12 protein-coding genes are annotated in these 16,293 nt (G+C 61.0%); 7 read left to right on the top strand and 5 right to left on the bottom strand.

Going from position 1 to position 16,293, the window contains the following annotated elements; genetic code table 11:
• Window position 1: 1 nt before the first annotated feature.
• From ACP7D9_RS20305 to ACP7D9_RS20285, 5 genes are all read left to right on the top strand, one after another.
• On the top strand, window positions 2–1,582 hold the full coding sequence (locus ACP7D9_RS20305) for a VWA domain-containing protein (RefSeq protein WP_426159377.1): 1,581 nt from the start codon (window positions 2–4) through the stop codon (window positions 1,580–1,582).
• On the top strand, window positions 1,579–2,919 hold the full coding sequence (locus tag ACP7D9_RS20300; protein WP_426159376.1) for a hypothetical protein: 1,341 nt from the start codon (window positions 1,579–1,581) through the stop codon (window positions 2,917–2,919). The genes ACP7D9_RS20305 and ACP7D9_RS20300 overlap by 4 nt, the downstream gene beginning before the upstream one ends.
• Window positions 2,916–3,938: an HAD family hydrolase gene (locus ACP7D9_RS20295; RefSeq protein ID WP_426159375.1), complete on the top strand. Its 1,023-nt coding sequence runs from the start codon at window positions 2,916–2,918 to the stop codon at window positions 3,936–3,938. Before ACP7D9_RS20300 ends, ACP7D9_RS20295 begins: the two co-directional genes overlap by 4 nt.
• Before the next feature lie 70 nt (window positions 3,939–4,008).
• The gene (locus tag ACP7D9_RS20290; RefSeq protein ID WP_426159374.1) at window positions 4,009–5,583 is read left to right on the top strand and encodes an arylsulfatase; all 1,575 of its coding nucleotides are present in this window, start codon (window positions 4,009–4,011) and stop codon (window positions 5,581–5,583) included.
• A 248-nt stretch (window positions 5,584–5,831) separates the two neighbouring features.
• Window positions 5,832–8,336 carry a fused MFS/spermidine synthase gene (locus ACP7D9_RS20285; protein WP_426159373.1) on the top strand — a complete coding sequence of 835 codons (2,505 nt, stop codon included), beginning with the start codon at window positions 5,832–5,834 and terminating at the stop codon, window positions 8,334–8,336.
• A gap of 302 nt (window positions 8,337–8,638) precedes the next feature.
• Here ACP7D9_RS20285 and ACP7D9_RS20280 read toward each other — a convergent pair whose 3' ends face one another.
• On the bottom strand, window positions 8,639–9,316 hold the full coding sequence (locus ACP7D9_RS20280) for a DUF3313 domain-containing protein (protein WP_426159372.1): 678 nt from the start codon (window positions 9,314–9,316) through the stop codon (window positions 8,639–8,641).
• 212 nt (window positions 9,317–9,528) lie between these two features.
• Here ACP7D9_RS20280 and ACP7D9_RS20275 point away from each other — a divergent pair, with 212 nt between their 5' ends.
• A complete protein-coding gene (locus ACP7D9_RS20275; protein WP_426159371.1) occupies window positions 9,529–11,895 on the top strand; it encodes a tetratricopeptide repeat protein in 2,367 nt (788 codons plus the stop codon).
• A gap of 134 nt (window positions 11,896–12,029) precedes the next feature.
• Here ACP7D9_RS20275 and ACP7D9_RS20270 read toward each other — a convergent pair whose 3' ends face one another.
• Window positions 12,030–13,004: a hypothetical protein gene (locus tag ACP7D9_RS20270; protein WP_426159370.1), complete on the bottom strand. Its 975-nt coding sequence runs from the start codon at window positions 13,002–13,004 to the stop codon at window positions 12,030–12,032.
• Between the two features lie 156 nt (window positions 13,005–13,160).
• Entirely contained in the window at window positions 13,161–13,652 is a 492-nt protein-coding gene (locus ACP7D9_RS20265) for a hypothetical protein (RefSeq protein WP_101159502.1), read from the bottom strand.
• 197 nt (window positions 13,653–13,849) lie between these two features.
• Here ACP7D9_RS20265 and ACP7D9_RS20260 point away from each other — a divergent pair, with 197 nt between their 5' ends.
• Entirely contained in the window at window positions 13,850–14,542 is a 693-nt protein-coding gene (locus tag ACP7D9_RS20260) for an aspartate/glutamate racemase family protein (protein ID WP_426159368.1), read from the top strand.
• Between the two features lies 1 nt (window position 14,543).
• Here the strand turns inward: ACP7D9_RS20260 and ACP7D9_RS20255 are convergent, their stop codons facing one another.
• Both ACP7D9_RS20255 and ACP7D9_RS20250 read right to left on the bottom strand, forming a co-directional pair.
• Window positions 14,544–15,062 carry a GNAT family N-acetyltransferase gene (locus ACP7D9_RS20255; protein WP_426159367.1) on the bottom strand — a complete coding sequence of 173 codons (519 nt, stop codon included), beginning with the start codon at window positions 15,060–15,062 and terminating at the stop codon, window positions 14,544–14,546.
• A gap of 234 nt (window positions 15,063–15,296) precedes the next feature.
• Window positions 15,297–16,277, bottom strand: a complete 981-nt coding sequence (locus ACP7D9_RS20250; protein ID WP_312999244.1) for a substrate-binding domain-containing protein — start codon at window positions 16,275–16,277, stop codon at window positions 15,297–15,299.
• Window positions 16,278–16,293 lie beyond the last annotated feature (16 nt).

Here is a 16,293-nt window from a genome sequence, read left to right as displayed (position 1 = left end):
GATGGAGATCAACCTGAGCGATTTCCACTTTCTGCGCCCTTTGTGGCTGTTGCTTGCGCTGTTCGGCGCAATGCTGCCACTGATCTGGCGCCGCAGCCGCGACCTGCAAAAACGCCTGCGCGGCAATATCGCCGAACACTTGCTGCCGCACCTGTTGATCACGCCGCAGGATCACCAACGATTGCGCCCGGTACACCTGCTATGCGCGCTGCTGATTCTTGGCGCCCTCGCCGCTGCCGGGCCGACGTGGAAACAGGATCGCCCGGACTTTCTCGAGAACCGCGCGCCGTTGATTGTTGCCGTCGACCTTTCGCCGTCGATGGACGCCAACGATGTGCCGCCGACGCGGCTGGAGGCGGTCAAGCACAAGCTGCATGATCTGATTCAGCGCCGCGCCGGCGCACGGACCGCACTGATCGCCTATGCCGGCAGCGCACATCTGGTGTTGCCACCGACCGACGATCCGGCGCTGCTCGACAGTTTCATCCAGGCCTTGGGCACCGGATTGATCGACAACCCAGGCAAGAACGTCGCCGCCGTGATCGAACAAGCGAAACGCTTGCTCAGCGCCGAGAAAACCCCAGGCAGTCTGCTGCTGATGACTGACGGTGCCGATACCACGCAACGCCGTGATCTGCAAAAACACCTCGACGGCAGTGCCTTGCAGGTTCTGGTTCTGGCGGTGGGCAGCGAAGACGCTGGCGTCATCACTACCGCCAGCGGCCAGGCAAAAATCGACAGCAGCGGGCGACCGGTGCTCGGCAGTTTCGATCAAGCGGCACTCAAGCAATTGGCCTCGGCCGTCGACGCGCCACTCGGCAGCCTGACCCTCGGTAACGACGACCTGGAATGGATCGAGTTGCACGCCCGCCAACACTTCCAGAGTGCCAGCGCCGAACAGCGCGAATTGCACTGGAAGGACGCCGGTTACTGGCTCTGCTGGCCATTGCTGTTACTGGCGCTGTTCAGCGTGCGCAAGGGCTGGAGCGTCAACTGGATGCCGGCGCTGTTTTTGGCCGTAGGTTGGGGATGGCCTGCGGCGCCGGCGCAGGCCAACGCCCTCACCGATGCGTTTTTCACCCGTGACCAACAAGGCCGCTGGGCGTTTGAGCATGATCGTCTGCCTGAGGCCGCAGCGCTGTTCGTCGACCCGTACTGGAAAGGCGTCGCGGCCTATCACGCCGCCGATTACGACTTGGCGACGGCGACCTTTGCCCGCCTGGACACGCCGCAGGCGTATTTCTACCTGGGCAACATTTACGTGCGCCGCTTCAAGTTCGATCAGGCGATTGCCGCCTACAGCCAGGCGTTGAAACTGCAGCCGCAATTTCCCGAAGCGAGCGCCAATCTGGCCCTGGCCCAGGCGCTGCTCAAGGACACCGAAAGCGCCGAGAAAAACGCTCCGCAAACCAAACCTGATGAAGTCAAATTCGACAAGGCACCCGGTAAAGGTCAGAGCAAAAAGGTCACGACCCAGCAGGCAGCGTCCGACGCGCTGTGGCTGGAAAACCTGACCACCTCACCGGCGAAGTTTCTAAGGCAGAAGTTCAGCCTGCAGGATCAGCAGGGAGACCAGCCATGAACCGTGCTCGCGAAGAGGCCCGGACACTCACCGCAAAACTCAGCGCACTACTGCTGACCAGTCTGCTGTCCCTGAACGCTGTTGCTGCCCCCCCGCAACTGAAAGTCCAGGCCCACCTCAACCCCAGCGAGGGCGCGATGGTTGGCGGTCTGGTCGAACTGCAACTCGATGTCCTCACCGACACCTGGTTCACCAGCGCCGCCGCCCTGCCCGCCCTGAAACTCGACGGTGCACTGGTGATGCCGCCAAACGGCCAGGCGCAGCATCTGAACCAAACCATCGATGGCCAATCGTTCAATGGCTTGCGCTATAGCTATCTGATCACGCCCAACGTCGCACGCAGTTTCGATATTCCGGCGCTGACCGTACGCGCCAGACTGGGCCAGGCCACTGAGGAGATCAGCGCACAAAGCCAGCCGCTGAGTTTCAGCGCCGTCCAGCCGCCCGGCTTCGCGCCCGGGGAGACGCCTCTGGTTGCCAATGGGTTGCGCCTGAAACAGATCGTTACCCATTCTGCAACGCCGTTGAAAGTCGGCGACAGCATCACCCGTGAGCTCACGCTGCAGGCCGATGGCGCGCTGGCGATGGCGCTGCCGATTCCGACCTTCAATGATCGCGCCGGCTTGAGTCGCTACGCGAAGACGCCACAAGTCACTGCGCTGGATGACGGTCGAGGCAATATCCTCGGCGGTCAACGCGTCGACGGCGTCAGCTATCGTGTCGACCGCGCCGGCACTTACACGCTGCCAGCCATCCGCGTGAAATGGTGGGACTCCTCTGCGAAGCAGATCCGTAGTGCTGAGGTGCCGTCCGTGAGCTTCGAGGCCGCAGCCAACAACGCCTATAAACCGGTTTTTTCGCTCGCCGCAGACCTCAGGCAACTGCAACAGAACCACTTGCACTTCTCCAGCCGCTGGCTGCTCTGGCTGGCGCTGTCGGTCGGCCTCGCCGTCGGTGTGTACTTGCTGCGGCCCGTCGCCGTTCGCGCCCATCGACGCTGGCTCGCACATAAACGGGCGAAGCAATTGGCCTGGCAGCAATCGGCCGCGTTCGCCTGGCAGCAGATCGATCCGCAATTGCAAGCCAGACCCGCCCAACTGACCGCGCTGTACCTGTGGCTACGGCGCAGTCGTCCGGGCTTGAAACTTACAGGCGCCGGGCCGCGTTTGCAGGGTGTGTTACGCGGGCTTTACGGCCGTCAGTCTGCCGTCGATCAAACACTTGTTCAGCTTCGCCAATCGTTGTCTACGCTTCAAAGTCATGTCGCCAGGCAACACGCGAAACCCGCGCCAGCCCTGCGCCCGCTTAACCCAGTGCATGAGAAGGATTTCACATGATCAACCCGTTGCTGCTTTGCCAACGTTTCGGTCTTGCCCTGCTGTTGACACTGGCCCTGCCCCTGCTGGCACAGGCGAATGAACCGCTGCCGTCGTGGAATGACGGCCCGGTCAAGAAGAGCATTATCGAATTCGTCCAAGCCGTGACCGACCCGAGCAGCAAGGACTTCGTCAAACCGGCCGAGCGGATCGCCGTGTTCGACAACGACGGCACCTTGTGGAGCGAGCAACCGGCGTACTTCGAATTGCTGTTTGCCTTCGACGAGGTCAAGCGCACCGCCGCGCAACACCCCGAATGGAAAACCACACAGCCGTTCAAAGCGGTGCTGGAAAATGATCACAAAGCCCTCGCCGCGTCGGGCATGGACGGTTTGCTGAAGATCGTCGGCGCCACCCACAGCGGCATGACCACCGAAGCTTTCGATGACTACGCGAAAACCTGGTTCAGCCAGGCCCGCCACCCGAAAACCGGCAAGCCCTACACCGAAATGATCTTCCAGCCGATGCTGGAAATGCTCGACTACCTGCGCAGCCAGAACTTCAAGACCTACATCGTATCCGGTGGCGACACCGGCTTCATGCGCGCCTTTGCCGAGAAGGTCTACGGCATTGCGCCAGAACAGGTGATCGGCACCACCTTCGTCACTTCTTACCAGTTCAAGGACGGCAAAGCCTCTATCGTGCGCACGCCGAAAGTCGCGCACAACGACGACGGCCCGGGCAAACCAGTAAGCATTGATGCGGTGATCGGTCGACGGCCGATTCTGGCCTTCGGTAATTCCGACGGTGACTTGCAGATGCTGCAGTGGACCGCCGCCGGGCCCGGCAAGCGCCTGATGGGGCTGGTGCACCACACCGATGCCAAGCGCGAGTGGGCATATGACCGGCAATCGAATATCGGCCGACTCGACAAGGCCCTCGACGAAGCGAATACCCGTGGCTGGACGGTGGTGGACATGGCGTCGGAATGGCGCCGGATCTATCCGTTCGATCCACCGGCAACCGAGCAGGTGCAATAAGAAAGCGTGATGCAGGAGAGCAATTAACGTTTGTCGCAAAAAACGACCCCCGCGCAAAGGAGCAAGTCAGATGACTCGCATACGCAAGTGGCTACCGAATCTCGCCCTGGTGGCAACCTCGGTGATGGCGCTGTCGGCAACCGCCACAGCGGCTGAAAAACCCAACATTCTCGTCATCTTCGGCGATGACATCGGCCAGACCAACATCAGTGCCTATTCCATGGGCGTGGTCGGATACAAGACGCCGAATATCGACCGTATCGCTAAAGAAGGCATGATTTTCACCGATTACTATGCCGAAAACAGTTGCACGGCCGGACGCTCGTCTTTCATTACCGGGCAGACGCCATTGCGTACAGGCTTGTCCAAGGTGGGCATGCCAGGGGTTCCGGTGGGCTTGCAGCCACGCGATGTGACCATTGCCCAAGCGCTGAAAGCGCAAGGCTATGCCACGGGTCAATTCGGCAAGAACCACTTGGGCGACAAGGACGAATACCTGCCGACCAACCACGGCTTCGACGAGTTTTTCGGCAACCTCTATCACCTCAACGCCGAAGAGGAACCGGAACGCCCATACTGGCCCAAGGATGACGCCGAGTTCGTCAAGGCCGCCTCGCCCCGTGGCGTGATCCACAGTTTTGCCGACGGCAAGATCGAAGACACCGGCGCGCTGACCAAAAAGCGCATGGAAACCATCGACGACGAAACCACTGCAGCAGCGCAAGCGTTCATCGAGAAACAGGCCAAGGCGGACAAGCCGTTCTTTGTCTGGATGAACACCACACGCATGCATGCCTTCACTCACGTGCGCGAATCCATGCAAGGCCAAAGTGGCATGGTCGGCAACGCATATGCCGATGGCATGCTCGAGCACGACGGCGACGTCGGCAAGCTGCTCAAGACACTGGATGACTTGAAGCTGACCGAGAACACCATCGTCGTCTACACCACCGATAACGGCCCGAACCAATGGTCGTGGCCTGACGCTGCAACGACGCCGTTCCGCAACGAGAAAAACTCGAACTGGGAAGGCGCGTACCGGGTACCGGCGATGATTCGCTGGCCGGGCAAAGTCAAGGCAGGCGAAGTCTCCACGCAAATGTTCTCCGGTCTGGACTGGTTCCCGACGCTGTTGGCCGCCGTGGGCGACACAGACATCGAGGAGCGTTTGCTCAAAGGCGCCGACGTTGCCGGCAAAAACTTCAAAGTGCACCTGGACGGCTATAACCAGCTGGACTATCTGACAGGTAAAACCGATAAGAGCGCGCGCAAGGAGTTCTACTACTTCAACGATGACGGTGCGTTGGTCAGCATGCGTTTCAACGATTGGAAACTGGTGTTCTGTGAGCAGCGCGCGCCCGGCGGACTGCAGGTGTGGAGCGAACCGTTCACCTGCCTGCGTGTGCCGAAAATGTTCAACCTGCGCATGGACCCGTACGAACGCGCCGATATCGTCTCTGACCAGTACTATGACTGGCTGACGAAAAACGACTATTTGATTTTCGACGGTACCCGCCGCGCTGCGAAGTTCCTGCAGACCTTCGTCGATTATCCACCTAGCCAGCGTCCGGCGAGCTTCAGCATCGACCAGATCCGCGAGGACGTGGACCGCCGTATCGAAGAAAAAATGAAGAAGGCCCAGTAATACCGCTCTACCGCCGCCCGCTTTCATAGGCGGGCGGCCCTGTTTTGAACAAGCGACCGGGTCGGTTTCGTTCGCGAGCAGGCTCGCTCCCACAAGGTTTTCTGCGATCGTTCCCACGCTCTGCGTGGTAACGCAGCCCGGGACGCTCTGCGTCCAATGCCGAAGCGGACGCCGAGCGTCCAGTGAGGCATTCCCACGCAGAGCGTGGGAACGATCAACATCAGCCAATCCATAACAAGGCTCACCGCATGTCCTCACGTGTCGCCAGCAAGTCGTCGGCCATACCCGTCTCGCAAGCCGCGCCCGCCACCTCGCTGATCCCTGCCCTGCTGCTCTGCATCTCCGGCGCGGCGGCGTTGGTCTATCAAGTGTTGTGGATCAAACAGCTATCGCTGGTGGTCGGCGTCGAGGTCTACGCGATCACGACCGGCATCAGCGCGTTTTTCGCCGGGCTCGCCCTCGGCGGCTGGTTGTTCGGACGCTGGGCCGATCGTTTGCAACAGCCGGTCCTGTTGTATGCCGGGCTGGAAGTGCTGGTGGCGATGCTCGGGGTTGGCGCGACAGTGGCCATGAGTCTGGCGGCCAATGCATTTGCCTGGTTGCAGGGTCATGTCGGCGTGCTCGCGTGGTTGTTGCCGTTTGCGCTGGTGGGTATCCCGGCGGTGTTGATGGGCGGGACATTGCCGGTGCTGGTGCGCTCACTGGCGGCTGAGCCGGGCAAGGCCGGCGGTCAGTTGTATGCGGCAAATACGCTGGGCGCCATCGTCGGCACTTTGCTCGCCGCGTTCGTACTGATCGCCAGCCTCGGCGTGCGCGGCAGCGCGCTGTTCGCCGCGATGCTCAACTTGCTCGCCGCTGCCGGTGCGCTGTGGTTGCAGCGGCAGCAGCCATTGGCGCTGGGCACGCCGGTCAAACACGGCAACGCAAAAGCACCCGACCGCTCTGCGCTGTGGCTCTACGCTATCGCCGGAGGTGTGGCGTTGGGTTACGAGGTGGTCTGGTCGCAATCGATCGTGCAGTTCATGAGCACGCGCAGCTATGCGTTTGCGGTGGTGCTGGCGACTTACCTGACCGGGCTGTTTATCGGCAGCGTCGTACTCGCTCGTCGCGTCGAGCGCATTCGCGACCCATGGGGCGTATTCGGTTTGTTGATCGCCGGTGCAGGCCTGATTGCGCTGCTGGAGATCGCCATGCTCGGCCGCTGGCTGGTGCTCGCGCAGAGCCATGCCGAAACCTGGCTGCTGAGTCTGGGCGTCAGTGAGTTGGCCGGCATGAGCGCGCGATTTGCCGTGGCGGCGCTGAGCATAGTGTTTGCGCCGACCCTGCTGCTGGGCGCGGCGTTTCCTCTGGCGTTGCGCCTGAGTGTCGGCAGCGAACGTGTGGGCCGCGATGTCGGCGCCGTGGTGGCGTTCAACACCTTGGGCGGGATCATCGGTGTGATGCTTTGCGGCTTTGTATTGATTCCGTTGCTGGGACTTGTGCGCACCCTCGGTCTACTGGCGCTTATCGCAGCGACGATTGGTTATCTGGCGGTGCGCAAAGGCCATGGCGTGACGAAAGGTCGGCGCCAGGCCGTGGTCGCACTCGGTCTGGTTAGCGTAGCGGTGGCGGTACTGACCCCAGCCGACAAACTGGCCAGCCTGTTGCCCGGCGCACGCAACGGCACGCTGGCGTTCTACGAGGAAGGGCGCGGCGGCACGGTCGCGGTGGTCACTCAGGGGCGTGGCGAAAACACCTTCCACCGTTTGTACATCCAGGGAGTGTCGAACACTGGCGATGCCATGCCATCGCTGCGCTACATGCGCATTCAGGCGCTGCTGCCGCTGCTGATCCACAACGGTGAACCGCGCTCGACCCTGGTGATCGGCTTCGGCACCGGCATCACCGCAGGGGCCATGCTGCGCTATCCGGGTCTGGAACATCGCGTGGTCGCCGAGTTGCTGCCATCGGTGGTGAAAGCGGCGCCTTTGTTCAAGGGCAATTTCAATGCGGCCAGCGATCCCGATATCGACGTGCGCCTGCGCGACGGTCGCCAGGAACTGTTGCGCAGTGAACAGACCTACGACGTAATCACCCTCGAGCCCCCACCGCCCTCCGCCGCCGGCGTGGTCAATCTGTATTCGCGCGATTTCTACGAGCTGGCCGCCAGTCGCTTGCAGGACAAGGGCATCGTTGCCCAGTGGCTACCGCTGCCGACGCAGAACATCGACGACTCGCGCTCATTGGTGCGCAGCTTCCTCGATGTGTTCCCGCATGCCTCGCTGTGGACCAGCGAGTTCCACGAAATGCTGCTGGTTGGTTCGATGACACCGATGCAACTGGACGCCGAGAAAATCACCGCGCGCTTTCAGCAGGACAGCGTACGCAGCACCTTGCAGGACGTCGGCATCGGCTCGCCGGCGGCGCTGCTGGCCACCTGGGTCACCGACCGCGCCGGCCTGGACCGCTTCGCCGCCGATGCCCCGGCGGCGACCGATGACCAGCCGCGCATCGAATACGCGCCGTGGGTGCGCAGCAAGGAAATCACCCGCGTACTGCCAGCGCTGCTGGACTTGTATCAGCCACCGACACTGGTCAATGCCGATGCAGGGTTCATTGAACGCATGCAAGCGCATCGGCAGCGATTGATGCAGTTTTATCGGGCAAGCCTGCACGCCTACGACGGCGATCGGGACGCATGGGGACGGGATATTCGGGAGGTGATGCAAGGGGATCGGGCGAACCCGTATTTTCGCTGGTTTGTCGGGCAGTAAGGTGGGAACAGACTGGATGCCCTCGCGAGCAGGCTCGCTCCCACAAAACAGCAAAATCAAGATCAAAAGATCGCAGCCTTCGGCAGCTCCTACACGATGAGCGTTAGCTCGAGTGCTCTTGATCTTGATCCACCGGCGACGTCGGAAGGCTGAGCGGAGGGATTGATCCGGGGGTGGGAGCGTAGCGACCGTCTGGCGAAGCCATCCAACCCCAACCCCAACCTTAAGCAGACAAGCCCCCAAACTGAACTGCAATCCAGCGGGAGCCAGCCTGCTCGCAAACAGGCCCGAGCCTCACGACATCACTTGGCCTCGGACTTGAGCTTCAGATACGTCTGATGCATGTCACTCGCCCAGCCATCGATCACCGCTTTGACGTCAGTGGCTTTCATCACCTGCGAGGAATTTTCCAGCGGCTGACCGGTGCCCTTGCGCACCACTTGAGCCACCACCTTGTTACTGCTGCCATCGAGGAATACCGCCTCGGTGGCCAACGTGGTTTCCTGGTCGCGAATCCCGGTAGCCGTGCTGACCGCAGCAGCGACCAGCGCAATCGGAATCACCTCATACACATGCAGGCCTTCGGTCTTGCTGCTCACCGCCGTGATCGCCGGCCGGATCACGATGACGCCAGGCCCCGGGCCGGTGGCCAGCGGCAGCGACTTGCTCAGCTCACGCTTGAGGGCCTGATCGTAATAACTGGTGATGCCATTGAGCGTCTGCTGGGGGATTTTTTCAGTCGCTTGCGGCTTCGGATAGAGCTGGCTCGGTTCGACATAGACGCTGGTGAATTTGTTGATGTCGAGTTTCGGGTCCATCCAGCGCATCACCTCGGCACCCGACGGTGATTTGGTCTCCTTCAGTTGACTGTAATCCTTGAGAAAACCGGAGTACTGGTCTGGCTCGACGGTTTTGCTGGAACAACCCACCACACCCAGGGTGGCGATGCACAGCGTGCCCATCATTACGGCTAGCTTCATGCTGTAACTCCTGTCAGAAGGCCAAATCGTTTGCATAGGGGAAGTTACAGGTATAGCTAAAACCGCAGCAATTGCGATTGCAAATTACAAAATTCACACAGCGCTGCGCAGCGAATCACAACGCACATTTGACAGACCCGCCGCATCCGGCAAAGCTGCATCCAGACGTATGCACGCCAGAAGGCCAACGCACCCGGACTATGGAAGTCGCAATGCCCAAGCATAAAAACAAAGCGGTGCAACCTGAACCTGACGCATCACCCTCCTCTTTTTCACGTTTCGTATTCCCGATCATCATCGGCGTGCTGCTCGCGGCCGTGGCCGGTATCGGCTGGTTCCTGTTCAGCCCGGCGTCCGCCCCCCTCAAACCTTCGGCAATCAGCGCGCCTGTAGCACCGCCAGCCAAGCCGCAACCAGTGGTGGCGAGCAAGCCGGCAAGCTTGGTCGATGAGCAGCAATGCCAAGGTTGCCACAGCGAACAGGTCAAGGACTGGCAAGGCTCGCATCACCAGTTGGCCATGCAGCCGGCGACTGCCGAAACCACCCTCGGCGACTTCAACAACCTGACCTTCAAGGCCGGGAACGAGACCACACGGTTTACCCGCAGGGGCGATGAGTTCTGGGTCAATGCGCCCGGCGTCGACGGCAGGAATGCCGATTTCAAAGTGGCCTACACGTTCGGCATCGCGCCGCTGCAGCAATATCTGATCGAGGTTGGCAAGGGCCGCCTGCAAGCCCTCGGCGTAGCGTGGGATAGCGAAAAACATCGCTGGTTTCATCTGTACGCCGGCCAGGGCGTGAATTTCAAGAATCCGCTGCACTGGAGCAAACCGAGCCAGAACGCCAATTTCATGTGCGTTGAATGCCACACTACCGGTTTCAAGCGCAATTTCGATGCGGCGAGCAACAGCTTCAACAGTCAGTGGAACAGCCTTGGTGTCGGCTGTCAGGCCTGTCATGGCCCGGCGTCCAATCACCTGGAATGGGCGCAGAAAAAAGACGACCTGATCCATAAGGGCTTCGACGTCGATCTCAAGGACAAGAACGCCACGGTGGAAATCGAAACCTGCGCGCGCTGCCATTCCCGCCGCGCACCGCTGGGCGATGGTTTCACCGTCGGCAAGCGCCTGATGGACGATTACCTGCCCAGCGTCCTGACCCGCGAACTGTACGCACTGGATGGCAAGATCAAGGACGAAGTGTTCGAACACGGCTCGTTCCTGCAAAGCAAGATGTTCGACAAGGGCGTGCGCTGCAGCAATTGCCATAATCCGCACAGCAACGAACTGAAGGCACCGGGCAACGCCGTGTGTCTGCAATGTCACAACACGGCGGGCAAGACCTCGGTCGCCGGCGTCGACGGCAAGGGCCTGCAAGCGAAGAACTATGACTCTATCGAACATACCCGCCACGCTATCGGCCAGCCCGGTTCGCAGTGCGTCGATTGCCACATGCCCGGCAAGTTCTACATGGGCAATGACTTTCGGCACGACCACAGCTTCAGCATTCCCGACCCGGAGCGCGCGCAGAAACTCGGCACGCCAGACGCCTGCCTGACCTGTCACCAAGGCAAGGCCGGCGACAAGGTCACCGCGCAATTCAAATTGTGGAACGCCTCCGCCTCCCCGGCTCAGCAGGCGCCACGTTATGACGAAAGCCTGTGGTTGATCCGCAATGGCCAGCCCGGCGCCGCCGACGCGCTGTACCAGCAATTGCAGCGCAGCAACCTGCCGGCAATCCAGCGCGCGACGTTGCTGGCGGAATTGCCGCTGTACCCGAGCGAGCAAGCGCTGAAACTGGCCACTCAGGACCTCCAACACCCAGAGCCGCAGGTGCGCGACAGCGCGGTGCGAGCGATAAGCGCATTCCTCCCACCGCACGAGCGTGTGCCGCTATTGGCGCCGTTGCTCAATGATCCAGTGAAAGCCGTACGCATCGTCGCCGCGCGGGATCTGCTCGGCGCCGCACGCAACAATGGCCTGGGCGCGGCGCAAGGCAGCTGGCACGCAGCCATTGGCGAATATGAAACCGTGCAGAAAAGCCTGCTGGAACGTGCCGAGGCCAATCTGAACCTGGCGATGCTCTACCAGGCCAGCGGGCGCAATGCCGAGGTCGAACCGTTGCTGCGCAGTGCCCTGCAACGTGACCCGGATTTCTACCCCGCGCTGGTCACGCTGGCACAGTGGCTGGAGGCGAATGGTCGCGCCACCGAAGCGCAGAAGCTGTTGGATGACAGCCTCAAGCAGCATCCGGATGCGGCGCTGTTGCAGCACACGCGCGGGTTGTCGCTGATCCGTGCCGGCCAGCCCGCCGACGCCATGTCCTACCTGCGCAAAGCCGCACAACTGGAACCGGAGAATGCGCAATACGGCTATGTACTGGCGGTGGCACTGCATGAGGGCGGCAAGGTTGATGAGGCGTGCGCGATTCTGGAAAGTTTGCTGAAGGTACAACCGGCCAACCGCAATGCGCGGTTGTCGCTAATCCAGTACTACCTCGACAGCGGCCAGGAACCCAAGGCACAGGTGCTGTTGCAGGGCTGGAAGAAAATGAACATGGGGGATCCGGCGCTCAAGTGATCGATGGGATGCCCCCCCGATCGCCTGTGGGAGCGAGCCTGCTCGCGAATGCAATTTGTCAGTGACATCGCAGTCGGCTGACATAGCGTTTACGCGAGCAGGCTCGCTCCCATAGGGCTACCACCGCGCTTGCTTCACCAGGACGATGTTTCGCCGCTACGCAACGCCATCTCCCGCCGGCTGTTGGCGCGCATCGCCTTGATCAGCGACACCGTCCCCACCAGCAAAATCGCCGCACCAAACAGAAAGTCGATGTTGTACAGCTGGAAATCTTCCACCGGCCCGATCAGTAACGTGCGCACCACCGCAATCCCCACCAGCGTGGCAAGGAAGTCGATACCCGGCTCATCGCGATAGAACACCAGCATCAGCGGCAGGCAAAGCACCAGCAGAAGCAACAACACCACCACCTTGAACGAGCCTTTGCGTTCGACGCTGAACGCGCATTCATGCGCGCCATAAGGCTTGTAGTCTTCGTCGCGGATCATCGAGTTTTTCTCGTTGATGTAATCGACGCGGTTGTACTTCTGGATCGGCGTGAAGGTGTTGGACATCTCCATCAGCGTGGTGATGTTTTTGAAGCGAAGGTCGATGCGTTCGCTGCCCTTGAGGTAATACAGCACCGGTTTGTAGCCGTAACGATAGGTGTCGAACGGGAACGCGGCCGTCTGCGCGTGTACGCCGATCGGCCGTGGTTCGAGTTCGGCGAAAGCACTTTTATTGGTCGACGAGAGGTTGCGGCTCAGCGGCTGCACCTTGACCTGTTCGAGGAAGATTGGCGTCACGCCAAACGACCATTGCAGCGGTTCCAGACGCAAGCGCAGTTCGTTGCGGCCCAGGTCGTAGCGGTTGAAGGTGCGTTCGGAAACCACCAGCGAACCGCCGACCATGAACTCGCCGCGCAGGTTGTTGGTGACGCGCAAGGTCAGTTGATCCTTGCCCAGCAGCGCTGCCTCGCTGGTCGGTGGCGTGCCGCACCAGGCGGTGCTTTCACCGACGCCGCCAAGCTGGCCGTCGCGGTTTTCCTTGAATACGTAAAAGTAACTGGCCCACAGCGTCAGCAGCAAAAGCGACGCCGTGAGACCGAGGATTTTTTTGCCCGGACTCACTGATCAGACTCCCTTCTTCGGTTCCATCGTCCAGCCGAAAACCCGCTGGCGACGGCGACTCTACCAAAAGGCCATCAGTGACCCAAGGAAAAATGCCGGACTGGCGTCGAGCCTAAGGGTTTCCCCGGTACTCGCCTTGACCAGGCAGATGCCCCGTCAAGTGCGCTCGCGGGGGATCAGGCTTTGCAACTGCTGGGCGAGAAAGTTGGCGTCGAAGGTAAAGGTATCCGGATCCTTCAAACCATTGGTCTTGCGCCACTGCCACGTGCCATTCGCCAGGCCGACCAGCGAAATGCTCCCATACCGCGCTGCCGTCAGCCCCATCACTGCCAGGGAAATCTGCCCGCCGCTGCCCATCACGTCCGGGACGAACTCTACCGGTTTGCCGGCAAGGACAATGCTCAACTTCTCTGTCTTGAAGGTCGATGTTTCAACCGGCACGCTCGGCCCGGAGGCGACGTAGGCCTCGCGGCTCACCTCCAGAAGATTCGGCGCCTTGACCGGTTCAAGCCATCGCTCGATCGCATCGAACAACGCGCCAATCCGTGTGGCCCACTCCGCCGACTGCGCAGTGAACAGTTGCTTCTTGTGCGCTTCGCTATCGGCATAGTGGCGAAGCATCTCGCCCAGTTGCTCTACGTCATTCATTGCTGTGTTCCTCGGAAAGGACCTGCGAAGGGGGATAGTGGCAGATCCCGGGCACGGCGTACGTTTAGTTCTTGCAGATGCACAGTTGTGTGAAAGATCGGCGGTACAGTCAGCCGGTGCTGGCGTCGCGACTCGAACAGAAGGAAACTTCGAGCCGACCTGAACGCTCGACACTGTTATTTGCCAGAGGAAGTCCAATGCGCACTATCGGCCTTATTGGCGGCATGAGCTGGGAGTCCAGCGCCGAATACTATCGTCTGATCAACCAGCAGGTCCGCGACCGCCTGGGCCCGCTGCGTTCGGCGCAATTGCTGATGTACAGCGTCGACTTCGGCCCGGTCGAACAGGCCCAGCACGCGGGACGCTGGGACGATGCGGCGGCGATTCTGGTGGATGCCGCGCGCAGGCTTGAGGCCGGTGGCGCCGAATGCGTGGTGCTGTGTACCAACACCATGCACAAAGTGGCAGATCAGATTCAGGCAGCGATCAGCATCCCGTTTCTGCACATTGCCGAACCGGCGGCGCGGGCGGCGCTGGAGATCGACGCGCTGACAGTCGGTCTGCTCGGCACGGCGTTTACCATGGAAGAGGATTTCCTCAAGCAGCGGCTGATCGCCCAAGGCCTGACCGTGCTGGTGCCCGACGCAGCCGAGCGCAAGGACGTGCACCGGATCATCTACGACGAACTCTGCGTGGGCGTGATCAGCGAACAATCGCGCCAGATCTACCAAGGCGTTATTGAATCGTTAACCGCCCGTGGCGCTCAGGCGATCATCCTCGGTTGCACGGAAATCGGCCTGCTGGTCAAACCCGAACACAGCGCCCTGCCCCTGCTCGACACCACTGAACTGCATGCGCAGTCGGCGGTGGCGTACGCACTCGGCGACTGACTCAGGCTTTCGGCGAACCGCGCAGACGGGCCATGCTCAGGGTGTCGACCCATTGCCCGTCGCGCACCGCGTAATCACGCAACAGCCCCTCGGCCTCGAAACCGAACTTGCGGTAAAGCGCGATCGCCGCCTCGTTATCGGCGTACACCGTGAGTTCGACGCGGTGCAGGTTCATCCAGTTGTCGGCAACGTTGAGCGCCGCCGCCAACAACTGCGAACCCACACCTTTGCCTTGCCATGGCACTGCGACGGCCATGCCGAAACTGCCGGCATGGGCGCGGCGCATCCTTGAACAGGCCTCCAGCCCAAGATTGCCGATCACCACGCCTTGGTGCAGCGCCACCAGTTTCAGCGCCCGTTCGTTGTCGGCCTGAAGACGCTGGCGCCAGACTTCACTGGACTTAAACGGCATTTGCAGCACTTGCCGTGCGACCGCCGGGTCGTTGTAGAGCGCGGTGATGCCTTCGAGGTGGGATTCGCTGGAGCGTTCGAGATGAATATCGGGAGTTGGGTCTGGCATGGGGATCGATCCGTGATCAGGGTGGCTGGTCACTCTAAACTGCTGATCTTGAACTTGGCGAGATGAAATTGTGCGAGCGGGCTTGCTCGCGAAGGCGGTGTGTCAGTCATTCAAGCTTCGACTGGCAGCTTGCATTCGCGGGCAAGCTCCCACAGGGAATTTTTGATGCTCACGCGACTGCGGTTCCACCACCGATTTTGTGGGAGCGGGCAAGCCCTTCCACAGGGGGCCGCGTCACGGCTGGAACCATTCGTGGCGCTCGTTGAACGTTTGCTGGATGAGGTCGGCGAGGGCTTTGATTTCGGGCGTGTTTTGCGAGTCAGCGTTGACCGCCAGCCACGCGTGCAGCTGCATCGGTTCGGCAAATAATCCGGGCAGCGCGACAACCCCCCGGTCGAAACGAGCCATGTAGGTCGGCAACAAACCAATACACCCACCACACCGAATCATCTCCAGCATCAATTCATAAGCATGCGTCTGCACGACCCCGGCCAACCTCCCTTCCACCAGCGCATTCCATGGCCGAAAACCCTCGACCCGCCGATCATGCTGCCACTGCACCAGCATGAAATCCGCCAGTTCATCCTGGGTTTGCGGTCGTGTGGTGACCCGCGAATAGCGCTTGGCAATGTGCGGCAGATATTCAATCCGCGCGAGGCATCGTGCTTCAGTGGTAGCAAACGTTGGGCCGGGGTTTGGGGTATCGCCGGCAGCGAGCCAAAGGACGATATCGGCGCTCACGGCGCGCAGCGACATTTCGCTGTCCAGGGCGATGATTTCCAGGCGCAGGCTGGCGTTGCGGCGCAGCAGTGCGATGAGGTCGCGGCCGAGGATGTCGTGAAGGATGGATTCGGCGACTGCGAGACGAATCAGCGGCTGCTCGATGATCGGCAGTTTGCGTTCGTGGGCCAAGGTGATCAGGCGAGCCTGCAATTGCTGGCCTTCGCGGGTGAGGCTGAGGTGGCTGCCTTGGAAGCCGAACAGGCTGTGTTGCAATTGTTGTTCGAGTTGCGCGAGTTGTTTGCGCAGCAGGGTCGAGCGCACGTTGAGGCTGCGCGCAGCCTGCATGAAGCAACCGCAGCGGGCGCTGATGAGGAAGTATCGGGCGACTTCGCTGTCGATGTCAGCCGCCAGATTGAGCCAGGGCTCGGATCCGGATTGGGGCGATTGGTAGTCAGTGGTGCCCGGGCGTCCTGCAGGTTCGGTGAATGACATTGATGACTCCCTGTCG

Source organism: Pseudomonas sp. TSRC2-2, assembly GCF_049897785.1.
Classification (GTDB): Bacteria; Pseudomonadota; Gammaproteobacteria; order Pseudomonadales; family Pseudomonadaceae; genus Aquipseudomonas.
The sequence above is the reverse complement of the archived record's forward strand: the minus strand, read 5'-3'. Positions and strand labels throughout refer to the sequence as shown.